We start from the raw sequence: 11,999 nt of genomic DNA on the forward strand, positions 1-11,999 counted from the left end.
AATTAGCCGTTGCACCCGGACGATATAAAAAAGACACATCATGAACCCAAGCCCCCTACTCGACCTGATTGACAGCCCGCAAGATTTGCGCCGCCTGGATAAAAAACAGTTGCCCCAAGTCGCCGCCGAGTTGCGAGAGTTTCTGCTGGAATCCGTCGGTCAAACCGGCGGTCATTTCGCCAGCAACTTAGGTGCGGTCGAGCTTACCGTGGCTCTGCACTATGTTTATCACACGCCTGAAGACAAGTTGGTTTGGGACGTCGGTCATCAAAGTTATCCGCACAAAATCCTTACCGGACGCAAAAACCAGATGCATACCATGCGCCGCTACGGTGGTTTGGCGGGTTTCCCCAAGCGCAGCGAATCCGAATACGATGCGTTTGGTGTGGGTCATTCCTCCACCTCCATCGGCGCGGCGTTGGGCATGGCGGCGGCTGACAAAATTTTGGGCAGCGACCGCCGCAGCGTCGCCATTATCGGCGACGGCGCGATGACGGCGGGTCAGGCGTTTGAAGCCTTGAACTGCGCGGGCGACATGGAGGTGAACCTGCTGGTCATCCTCAACGACAACGAAATGTCGATTTCCCCCAACGTCGGCGCGCTGCCGAAATACCTCGCCAGCAACGTCGTGCGCGATATGCGCGGCCTGTTGAGCACCATCAAAGCCCAATCGAGCAAGGTTTTAGACAAGCTGCCCGGCGCGATGGAACTCGCCCAAAAAGTCGAACACAAAATCAAAACGCTGGCGGGTGAAGCCGAACATGCAAGGCAGTCTCTGTCTTTGTTTGAAAACTTCGGCTTCCGCTACACCGGCCCCGTGGACGGTCATAACGTCGAGCATCTGGTTGACGTATTGAAAGACTTGCGCAGCCGCAAAGGCCCGCAACTGCTGCACGTCATCACCAAAAAAGGCAACGGCTACAAACTCGCCGAAAACGACCCCGTCAAATACCACGCCGTTGCCAACCTGCCCAAAGACAGTACTGCGGAAACCCCTATGCCGTCTGAAAACAAACCCGCCGCCAAACCGACCTATACGCAAGTATTCGGCAAATGGCTGTGCGACCAGGCGGCGGCAGATTCCCGATTGGCGGCGATTACCCCCGCCATGCGCGAGGGCAGCGGACTGGTTGAATTCGAACAACAATTTCCCGACCGCTATTTCGACGTCGGCATTGCCGAGCAGCACGCCGTTACCTTTGCCGGCGGTTTAGCTTGCGAAGGCATGAAACCCGTCGTCGCCATTTATTCCACCTTCCTCCAGCGCGCCTACGACCAACTGGTGCACGACATCGCCCTGCAAAACCTACCCGTTTTGTTTGCCGTCGACCGTGCGGGCATCGTCGGCGCGGACGGCCCGACCCATGCCGGTTTGTACGATTTGAGCTTCTTGCGCTGCGTGCCGAACATGATTGTTGCCGCGCCGAGCGATGAAAACGAATGCCGCCTGCTGCTTTCGACCTGCTATCAGGCAAATTCACCGTCCGCCGTCCGTTATCCGCGCGGCACGGGTACGGGCGCGCCCGTTTCAGACGGCCTCGAAACCGTGGAAATCGGCAAGGGCATTATCCGCCGCGAAGGTAAGAAAACCGCATTCATCGCCTTCGGCAGCATGGTTGCCCCCGCATTGACGGTTGCCGAAAAACTGAACGCCACCATCGCTGATATGCGCTTCGTCAAACCAATAGACGAGGAACTCATCGTCCGCCTCGCCCAAAGCCACGATTACATCGTTACCGCCGAAGAAAACGCCGAACAAGGCGGCGCAGGCAGCGCGGTGCTGGAAGTATTGGCGAAACACGGCATCTGCAAACCCGTCTTGCTTTTGGGCGTTGCCGATACCGTAACCGAACACGGCGACCCGAAAAAACTTTTGGACGATTTGGGCTTGAGTCCCGAAGCGGTTGAACGCCGCGTGCGTGCATGGCTGCCGGACCGATATGCGGCAAACTAAGCCACCCGTTATCGGCAGGTGAAACCCTTGCGTTTTTTTACCGACGGTTTCTATGCCGACTTGTTCGTCCTAACAGTAGGAAACATTATTGTCCGGCCGGATATCATGCAAGAAAAAATGCCGTCTGAAACCATGACGCGGTTTCAGACGGCATTGTTGCGGTTTTGTTCGGCAAGCTTACCAAATTCCGTCAAAGTTCCTCGTACCGCGCCAGAATTTCCACCTGTCCGCGGCGGTAAACGTCAGCGTGCCGCCGTTTAATCCGTCTGTGGAGATATCCAACCGTTTGATTTTGCCGGTACGGACGGTATCATAAAGCGGCGCAAACCAGCGTTCTTCCCACTGCTGTAAAACCGATGCATACCGCTCCCTGTCTCCCGTCAGTCCGGACAGGCGCAAATCGTCCATAAACAGGATATGGTGCGTATCGGGCAGGTGCGCCGCCGTTTCCGCATAAGCTTGGAAGCTGTCGGGCAATGCTCGGCGGTTCGGGTGAAAACGGCTCCAAACCGTATCGGCAAAAACCGTGCCGCCCAGCCCGCCACCGTTCAGGCCGTCCCAAAGCCACAGCCCGTTCAACTCGGGCAGCCCGCGTTTCCTGCGGTCATGATTGACGGAATGCGCGGCCAGCCACATTTGGATTTCGGTTTGGACGCGCAACCACGTTACCGCATCTTCTCCGTCCGGCTGATCGTCCGCACCCAACAATCCACCCAAATCTAAAACAGGCTTCGCCCCCCAGCGGTATGGCCGTTGCATGGAAACCAGCCATAATTCGGGCAGAATGGGCGTAAAATGCCAGGAAATGTCGCGGTAAAATTCAGACAGGTCAAAACAAAGGCGTTCGGCCTCGCCTTTTCCGATGTCCAAATATTCCGCCGTCAGTACATTTGCCTGATGCATCCCCATCTTTTGCCAGACGGGAGAGGCAAGCGCAACGGCTTCAGACGGCATATTCAGGTCTTTCGCCGCATTTTCCGCCAACTCCCCGCACCACAAATAACGTGCGTAAAATGACGATGGTGCGCAGCGTTGCCGGTGCAGCGTGCCGTATCTCAGCATAGTATTGAATGCCGGCAGGTTCAACGGAATACGGGCTTCGTCTTCATCCAAATTAAGCGAAGGGATGGCGAGTGTGAGTTTCATTGTTGAAATGTTTTCAAAAGACAATTTTAGACGCAACATTATAGAGGATTCGGCACAAACGCCGTAGAAAAGGAGCAGCATGGCAATCTTTCCGCTTTCGGAAAAGCATCGGAAATACGCACTTCGTACGCTTGCCGTTACGATTATTCTGTCATCGGCGGCAATTATCGCCTTACCGGACAAGACGGAGCATATTAAGCCACGGAACATAGAACAAAAGCTGCCGCCGGTGTCTTGGAGCAGCAGCACCCGGACGGCTTATTGGGCGCAGGAAGCCGTACAGCCCGGGGACTCGCTCGGAGACGTGCTGGCGCGTTTGGGCATCGCTCGGGACGATATCGTCCAGATAACGGGAAAATATGGCGGCGCAACCGATATGCGGTATTTGCGGGCTGACCAGTCGGTTCATGTTTTGGTCGGCAGCGACGGTAGTGCGCGCGAAGTGCAGTTTTTTACCGATGAGGAGGGCGAACGCAATTTTGTCGCCTTGGAGAAAAAAGGCGGCACATGGCGGCGGTCAGGTTCCGCAGCGGACATGAAAGTATTACCCACGCTGCGTTCGGTCGTAGTCAGAACCTCGGCACGCGGCGCGTTGGCGCGGGCGGAAGTACCGGTCGAAATCCGCGAATCCTTGAGCGGGATTTTTGCCGGCCGTTTCAACCTTGCAGACCTTCAGGAAGGAGATATCGTGCGCCTGCTCTACGACAGCCTGTATTTTCACGGTCAACAAATGGCGACCGGCGACATTTTGGCGGCGGAAGTCGTCAAAGGCGGCACAAGCTACCAAGCGTTTTATTACCGTTCCGGCAGCAAAGGTTCGGAAGGCGGCAACTATTACGATCAAGACGGCACAGTCGTACAACAAAAAACAGGGTTCAACATCGAACCGCTGGTTTACACCCGTATTTCTTCGCCGTTCGGCTACCGTATGCACCCTACCCTGCACACGTGGAGGCTGCACACCGGTATCGATTACGCCGCACCTTCGGGCACGCCGGTCAAGGCTTCCGCCGACGGCATCATCACATTTAAGGGCTGGAAAGGAGGTTACGGCAACGCGGTCATGATACAGCACGCCAACGGTGTAGAAACGCTGTATGCACATTTAAGCGCGTTCTCACAGGCACAAGGCAATGTGCGCAGCGGAGAAGTAATCGGCTTCGTGGGTTCGACAGGGCGCTCGACCGGCCCCCACCTGCATTATGAGGCACGTATCAACGGACAACCCGTCAACCCCGCCTCGGTCGCATTGCCGACACCCGAATTAACGCAGGCAGACAAAGCGGAGTTTGCCAGACAGAAACAGGAAGCTGACGCGCTGCTGGCATCAATACGCGGCATACCGGTTGCCGTGTCGCAAACGGATTAACCCGAAATTTACGGTTTCTCAATATTTATCCATACCGTAAAAACAACGCTCGGTAACCGTGCAATAAAAATGTGAAGCATACGGAACGGTACTGTTTAAAGTTAAATGCCGTCTGTAATCCATTCGGATTTCAGACGGCATTTTGAAACAACGGCTCAAATACTCAACTCTCTTCCCTTACCGCCGACGGTTTTTATTAACACCCCTATTTCTGGCACTTTGCTCATAAACCGGCATAACAGTCGGCAACAACCGCTTTAGGTTTTCTATACGGGCATTGCCGCATCGGCATAAGGCACCATACGCCGAAATCCCGCCCGAACCCTGCAGGCCGTTTTGGATGTGATATCGACATTGTCGGCAGACTTGTTTAACTCGACCGTTTTCAAATAATCTTTGGCAGATGCTGCATTAGGTGTGGTGGAATCTGCGTATTTTGAACAAAAGGTCGGGCTACTTTATCACAATGGCAGAAAGACGGAAAACGGCGGGGATTGGTGAAAGGTCGTCTGAAATGATATTCAGACAACCTTGAACGGCTGTGTTTTAAATATGGTATTTATTCATTCATTTCACTGTCAGGCAGTCCGAACCACTTTAGGGGAATCGTGTTAAATTGATAATGGCAGTTAACACTGATAATATAATCTAAAACATCTTTATATTCCGGCTTTGTAAACCAATCATTCAAAACATAGACATATTCAACCCGCCAACCTAAAGAGTGAACCAATTTTGTATATTGTTTTCTCTTAAAGTCGCAAGTTTGTAATTTCTCATCTACGGAACCAGGGGTTTGTTGAAATTTGATTTCAATGATAAATAAGGTATCACGGATAATGATAAATAACCCATTGTCGGGCAGTAATCTTTTAGATAGATGGTCTTCCCAAGTAATATTGTATTCTGGTCTTTCCAAAAATCGGTAAAACTCATATTTTTTAAAACAATAAGCCTTCAATTCTCCATTAAACCAAACTTCATAACCCGCATTATCATCTGTTTTTCTTAAGTCATACCCGGGAATTTCTTCAAACAGCTGTCGTAAGTCTGTGCGTTCTTCGAATCTAAGTCCTGTTTGTGTTTTTGCACCGCCGATTCCACCAATAATCATTTTTCTAACCTTTTCTTTGCTAATTCAAAAAAATCTTCTTCTAGTTCGCAACCGCAAAATTTCCGATCATGTTTTAAAGCAGCGACTCCTGTTGTGCCGCTGCCCATGAAAGGGTCAAAAATTAAATCTCCGATGTTTGAAGCTGAGAGTATGCAGCGTTCAAGCAAGGCGAGTGGTTTTTGTGTCGGATGTTTGCCGAATGTTTTTTCAGCTTTATTTGGAGGAGGGAATGTCCAAACACATTTCATCTGTTTGCCATCATTTTGTGTTTTCATGGTTTCATAATGAAACGTGTGTTTAGCTTTTTTATTTTTCTTTGCCCATAAGATTGTTTCTGTCGAATGGGTAAAGAAACGGCAGGACAAATTAGGGGGAGGATTGGGCTTTTCCCAAGTAATATTGTTCAAAATATGGTATCCGATGGTTTGCATCAGGTAGCCGATTAAATAGATATTATGGAATGTGCCGCAAACCCAAATTGTGCCGTTTGGTTTTAATAAGGCGTAACACAGTCGAAGCCATTCTTCGTAAAATTCCAAATCTGCCGCCATTCCTTTGGATTTATCCCAGTTGCCCTTATTGACGGAAACCATTTGTCCGCTTTGACAACTGAAGCCGTTATTGGAAAGAAAGTAAGGAGGGTCTGCGAAAATCATATCAAAACAGCCGTTTGGATGTTTTTCCAATATCTTCCTCATGACATTAAGGGAATTTTCGTTGTAGAGGACAAGGTCGTCTGAAACGATTTTTTTCAAACGACTTTGATAAATGGCAGCTTCTTCAGCCAGTTTATTGAAATCACTCATAAATTGCCAATAATTCTCCGACTTTTTTGCGACTGCTGCCCTTTGCGGCAATATTGCGTTGTACTTCAACCGTTTTCAGAATGGCAGAAGAATAAATATTTCTCGTAAATTCAGTATCATGATTTGAAATCAAAACGCCTTGAGAGTTAGGTGCAATTTGTTGGGCTGCCTGGGAAAGGCGGATTTGATCGTCCAAATTGAAACCTTCTTTGGCATAAGTGGCAAATGAAGCAGTCGGACTTAAAGGCGCATAAGGAGGATCACAATAAACAGTATCGGTATTGTCTATCAGGGATAGGGTCGTCTGAAAATCTCCGCACATTAATTCAACTCTGTCAGATTTTTGAATGAAACCTTCCATTTCTTGTTGTGGAAAGTAAGGAGATTTGTAGCGTCCAAACGGCACATTAAATGCACCTTTGCTGTTATAGCGGCATAAACCGTTAAAAGCATGGCGATTCAGATAGATAAATAGAGCGGAACGTTCGTGCAGATTTTTGCTAGAGTTGAATTGTTCCCGCAATTCATAAAATTTTGAATCGTTATTGTTGTCGGAATTAAAGAAAGAGCGGGCATAGTCAATGAATCCGGACTTTTCTTCTTTTAAGATACGGAATAAGCCGATTACGTCAGCGTTAATATCATTGAGCAGATAATGTTCGAAATCCAATGCAAGAGACAAAGCGGCAGAACCGCAAAAGGGTTCAATCAGGCGTTTTCGTGCAGGAGTAGGTAGATTGTGTTCGATAAAGGGGACAAGTTTATGTTTGCCTCCCGCCCATTTTAGGAAGGGTTTTGAAGCCATTAGGATGCCGAGTACAAGCGTGGTTGATTGGCTTGGAATTGTGCCAAAACATCGTGAGGAATACAACGGATTGTTGGATTTATCAACTCAATCTACCTTAAAAAGGTCGTCTGAAAACCCTATTCCCAAGTTTTCAGACGACCTTTTTTAATTACAGCAATCAATGCCGAATCGGCTTTACACCACGATGTTCACCAGTCTGCCCGGTACGACGATGATTTTCTTGGCAGGTTTGCCTTCCATGAATTTCACCGCGCCTTCGGTGGCGAGTGCGGCGGCTTCGAGGTCGGATTTGGAGGCGTCGACGGCGACAGTGATTTTGCCGCGCAGTTTGCCGTTGACTTGAACCATCACTTCGATTTCGGATTTGACCAAAGCGGCTTCATCGACTGCCGGCCAGCCTGCTTCCCACAGTTTCGCGCCGTTCAATTCGCTCCACAGGGTTTCGCAGATGTGCGGCACGATGGGCCACAGCAGGCGTACGACGGTTTCCAATACTTCTTGGGCGACGGCGCGGCCTTGTTCGCTGCCGGTGTCGGTTTTGTCGTATTGGTTGAGCAGTTCCATCACGGCGGCGATGGCGGTGTTGAACTGTTGACGGCGGCCGTAGTCGTCGCTGACTTTGGCGATAGTGGAATGCAGTTTGTGGCGCAGGTCTTTGAGTTCTTTAGACAAACCGTCTTGGCTGCCTGCGAACGCTTTGACCGCGCCGCCTTGTTTCAGGTATTCGTAAACGGTACGCCACAGACGGCGCAGGAAGCGGTGTGCGCCTTCGACGCCGCTGTCGCTCCATTCGAGGGACTGTTCGGGCGGTGCGGCGAACATCATGAACAGGCGGGCGGTGTCCGCGCCGTAGGCGTTAATAAGCTCTTGCGGATCGACGCCGTTGTTTTTGGACTTGGACATTTTTTCCGTGCCGCTGATGACGACGGGCAGCCCGTCGGCTTTGAGGACGGCGGAAACGGGGCGGCCTTTGTCGTCGAAAGTCAGCTCGACATCGGCGGGGTTGATCCAGTCTTTGCTGCCGTTGGCGTTTTCACGGTAGTAGGTTTCGCAGACGACCATGCCTTGCGTGAGCAGGCGTTCGAACGGTTCGTCCACGCTGACCAAGCCTTCATCACGCATCAGTTTGGTGAAGAAACGCGCGTACAAGAGGTGCAGAATCGCGTGTTCGATACCGCCGATGTATTGGTCAACCGCGCCCCAGTATTTCGCGGCTTCAGTCGATACCATGCCGTCTGAAAACTTGGGCGACATGTAGCGGAAGAAGTACCAGCTCGATTCCATGAAGGTGTCCATGGTGTCGGTTTCGCGTTTTGCCTCGCCGCCGCAACATGGGCAGGTGGTTTCGTAAAACTCGGGCATTTTTGCCAAAGGCGAACCCATGCCGTCGGGTACGACGTTTTCAGGCAGGACGACGGGCAGTTGGTCGGCAGGGACGGGGACGTCGCCGCATTTTTCGCAATGGACGATGGGAATCGGACAGCCCCAGTAACGTTGGCGCGAAATACCCCAGTCGCGCAGGCGGTATTGGGTTTTCGGTTCGCCCGCGTCTTGGCTTTGCAGCTTGGCAGCGATGGCGTCGAAGGCCATCTGAAAATTCATGCCGTCCAAGTCGCCACTATTGACCAATACGCCGTTTTCTTTGTCGCCGTACCATTCTTGCCATTGGTTTGCGTCGAATGCGTTGTCGCCGACGGCAATGACTTGTTTTTTCGGCAGATTGTATTTGGTGGCAAACTCGAAATCGCGTTCGTCGTGCGCCGGAACCGCCATGACCGCGCCGTCGCCGTAGCCCCACAATACATAGTTGGCAATCCACACTTCCAGCTTGTCGCCGTTGAGCGGGTTGACGACGTAGCGGCCGGTCGGCACGCCTTTTTTCTCCATCGTCGCCATGTCGGCTTCAGCAACGGAGCCGGCTTTGCATTCGGCGATAAATGCCTGCAATTCGGGTTTGTTGGCGGCTGCGGCGGTTGCCAGCGGATGCTCGGCGGCAACGGCAACATAAGTCGCGCCCATCAGCGTGTCGGGGCGGGTGGTATAAACTTGCAGGAACTTCGCGTAATCGCCTTCCAAGCCTTGTTTGCTGTCGTCTGAAACGGCGAAGCGCACGGTCATGCCGCGAGATTTGCCGATCCAGTTGCGCTGCATGGTTTTGACTTGTTCAGGCCAGTGTTCCAGTTTGTCCAAGTCGTTGAGCAGTTCTTCGGCGTAATCCGTGATTTTGAAGTAATACATCGGGATTTCGCGTTTTTCGATCAACGCGCCGGAACGCCAGCCGCGTCCGTCGATAACTTGCTCGTTGGCAAGGACGGTTTGGTCGACAGGGTCCCAGTTTACCGTGCCGTTTTTGCGATACACGATGCCTTTTTCAAACAGCTTGGTAAACAGCCATTGTTCCCAGCGGTAGTATTCGGGTTTGCAGGTGGCGACTTCGCGTTCCCAGTCAATCGCAAAACCCAGGCTTTTGAGCTGGGTTTTCATGTATTCGATGTTGTCGTACGTCCAAGCGGCGGGGGCGACGTTGTTTTTCATCGCCGCATTTTCTGCAGGCATACCGAACGCGTCCCAACCCATAGGCTGCATGACGTTGAAGCCGTTTAAGAGTTTGAAGCGGCTCAATACGTCGCCGATGGTGTAGTTGCGCACATGCCCCATGTGCAGCTTGCCGCTGGGGTAGGGGAACATGGAGAGGCAGTAGTATTTGGGTTTGGAAGCGTCTTCGGAGACGTTGAAAATACGGGCGTCGTCCCATTTTTTCTGCGCCGCAGGCTCAATGGCGGCGGGTTGATATTGTTCTTGCATGGTCATTCTGTTTTTCGCTTGAAAACGTTAGAAATATAAAGTGTGAATTATAGCAGGTTGCCAAGATTGGAGAATCGGTAAATTGACGGCAAAATGCAGCAGCGCCGCACAAAACAGATAATTCCCAAAAACATGGCGTATTACATTATTTTGCACACGCCTTACCTGAAAATCACTCATGCCGGTCTAAGTCAAGTTAAAAATAGCCCGTAAAAAACATTATATAAATCAGATATAAATAGAATCAGCCAACTTAAAATAATACTCAGGCACACATCATTAATATATGATATTTAATTATACAAAATTTACTGTTATATACACTTTTTTATGCTAATATCACGAACCGAAATCAAACGTTTAAACTACCTGTAGCAAGTCTGCCAAATCTGACGGCAAACAGGTATCAGACAAAAAGGACTTTGCACATGAAAACAAAACAAATCGTTAAACTTGGCTTGGCAGTATTGGCGGCTGGCGTTCTGTCTGCCTGCGCAACCAAAAGCAACGTCAAAGCCGACGGCACGACCGACAATCCGGTCTTCCCGAAACCCTACTCCCTGACTTTTAACAACGATCGCGGTACATTCCCGACCTATGACGAATTAGACTTGATGCGTCCCGGCCTGACCAAAGACGACATCTATAAAATCTTGGGTCGCCCGCATTACAACGAAGGTATGTACGGCGTGCGCGAATGGGATTACCTGTTCCACTTCTACACCCCAGGCGTAGGTACCGATCCTGAAAACACTTCCGGCGTAGAAGGCGTTACCACCTGTCAATACAAAATTATTTTCGATAAAGACAAATTTGCCCGCAGCTTCTACTGGAATCCAGTATTCCCGAAAGATGCCGTCTGCCCGCCGCCCGCACCCAAAGCCGAGCCGCAAGTCATCATCCGCGAAATCGTACCGGCAACGCCTAAACGTATCCGCCAATAATCCGACATGCCGTTCCGCCTGTTTTTAGGGATATTATGCGGCCTGTCAATGGTTGCCCCCGTATATGCACAGGGGCAACCGGATGCGGTCAACGCTTATATTCAAAAGAAAAAAGTCATCGTAAACACATCCAAAGCGGAACTCTGTTTTGCCGATGACCATCAGTGCCATCCCGTCCTTCTCGGCGTTTCCACACCCAAAGGGAAATTTGGTTTGACACTGAACAGTACCAACAAACCCGGATACGGCGGCGAAGTTATCGGCTTCAAACAGGAAGGCGACTTCCTGTTTGCCCTGCACCGCGTTTGGAATCAGATACCGTCGGAAAGACGGAGCGAACGTATCGCATCTTCGGTTGTGTCCGACAGGATTATGACCAACGGCTGCATCAACGTAAGCGACGCGGTATACGAAAAACTGCGCCATTATTTTGTATTGGAAGTAATTTAAACAAACGGATACCGTATATAGCGGTATCCGTTTTCACATCATGCCCCAAATCCTGATAAAAGCCATGCATATGCCGTCTGAAAAACGTTAAAAACACCTTCAAGATTTCAGGGGGTATTACCGCCTTTTCCAACAGAACAATCAGACAGCACCTGGGAGAACCTTATGCACGAACAAAACCGCATCCTCTGCCGAGAACTGAGCCTGCTGGAATTCAACCGCCGTGTTTTGGCGCAGGCAGAAGACAAAAACGTCCCCCTGCTGGAACGTCTGCGTTTCCTGTGCATCGTTTCATCCAACCTCGACGAATTCTTCGAAGTCCGCATGGCTTGGCTTAAAAGGGAGGACAAACTGCATCCCCGGCGCAAGCTGGACAACGGCAAAATGCCGTCTGAAACCATTGCGGACGTTACTAAGGCAGCACGTTCGCTGATTCAGCACCAATACGACCTGTTTAACAACGTCCTTCAACCAGAACTGGCACAAGAAGGCATCTTTTTTTACCGCCGCCGAAATTGGACAGACACACAGAAAAAATGGATTGAAGACTATTTTGACCGTGAGTTGTTGCCGATTCTGACCCCCATCGGCCTTGACCCCTCT

Annotated in this window: 9 protein-coding genes and 1 pseudogene; 5 read left to right on the plus strand and 5 right to left on the minus strand. The window is 50.8% G+C overall.

The features are described from left to right. The first annotated feature begins 40 nt into the window (after positions 1-40). Positions 41-1,954, plus strand: a complete 1,914-nt coding sequence (gene dxs / locus BBW69_RS06135; protein ID WP_188210749.1) for a 1-deoxy-D-xylulose-5-phosphate synthase — start codon at positions 41-43, stop codon at positions 1,952-1,954. Positions 1,955-2,131: 177 nt separating this feature from the next. Here the strand turns inward: dxs and BBW69_RS06140 are convergent, their stop codons facing one another. Beyond that, positions 2,132-3,100 carry a hypothetical protein gene (locus BBW69_RS06140; protein ID WP_188210750.1) on the minus strand — a complete coding sequence of 323 codons (969 nt, stop codon included), beginning with the start codon at positions 3,098-3,100 and terminating at the stop codon, positions 2,132-2,134. A gap of 79 nt (positions 3,101-3,179) precedes the next feature. Between BBW69_RS06140 and BBW69_RS06145 the strand changes: the two genes are divergently transcribed. Then, the gene (locus tag BBW69_RS06145) at positions 3,180-4,469 is read left to right on the plus strand and encodes a M23 family metallopeptidase (protein WP_188210751.1); all 1,290 of its coding nucleotides are present in this window, start codon (positions 3,180-3,182) and stop codon (positions 4,467-4,469) included. 559 nt (positions 4,470-5,028) lie between these two features. Here the strand turns inward: BBW69_RS06145 and BBW69_RS06155 are convergent. From BBW69_RS06155 to leuS, 4 genes are all read right to left on the minus strand, one after another. Continuing rightward, positions 5,029-5,583, minus strand: a complete 555-nt coding sequence (locus BBW69_RS06155) for a hypothetical protein (RefSeq protein WP_127245154.1) — start codon at positions 5,581-5,583, stop codon at positions 5,029-5,031. Then, complete coding sequence (locus BBW69_RS06160) at positions 5,580-6,389, minus strand: site-specific DNA-methyltransferase (protein WP_188210752.1); 810 nt, start codon at positions 6,387-6,389, stop codon at positions 5,580-5,582. Before BBW69_RS06160 ends, BBW69_RS06155 begins: the two co-directional genes overlap by 4 nt. Further along, complete coding sequence (locus tag BBW69_RS06165; protein ID WP_188210753.1) at positions 6,382-7,194, minus strand: Dam family site-specific DNA-(adenine-N6)-methyltransferase; 813 nt, start codon at positions 7,192-7,194, stop codon at positions 6,382-6,384. Before BBW69_RS06165 ends, BBW69_RS06160 begins: the two co-directional genes overlap by 8 nt. Before the next feature lie 177 nt (positions 7,195-7,371). Then, positions 7,372-10,002: a leucine--tRNA ligase gene (gene leuS, locus BBW69_RS06170; protein ID WP_188210754.1), complete on the minus strand. Its 2,631-nt coding sequence runs from the start codon at positions 10,000-10,002 to the stop codon at positions 7,372-7,374. 428 nt (positions 10,003-10,430) lie between these two features. Between leuS and BBW69_RS06175 the strand changes: the two genes are divergently transcribed. From BBW69_RS06175 to BBW69_RS06185, 3 genes and pseudogenes are all read left to right on the plus strand, one after another. Then, the gene (locus BBW69_RS06175; protein ID WP_003676191.1) at positions 10,431-10,946 is read left to right on the plus strand and encodes an outer membrane protein assembly factor BamE; all 516 of its coding nucleotides are present in this window, start codon (positions 10,431-10,433) and stop codon (positions 10,944-10,946) included. Between the two features lie 6 nt (positions 10,947-10,952). Beyond that, entirely contained in the window at positions 10,953-11,396 is a 444-nt protein-coding gene (locus BBW69_RS06180) for a L,D-transpeptidase (RefSeq protein ID WP_108043501.1), read from the plus strand. A 165-nt stretch (positions 11,397-11,561) separates the two neighbouring features. Then, a pseudogene (locus BBW69_RS06185) lies at positions 11,562-11,999 on the plus strand (RNA degradosome polyphosphate kinase); the annotation flags it as partial.

This window comes from Neisseria sp. RH3002v2f (genome assembly GCF_014596375.1).
Lineage (GTDB): Bacteria > Pseudomonadota > Gammaproteobacteria > Burkholderiales > Neisseriaceae > Neisseria > Neisseria cinerea.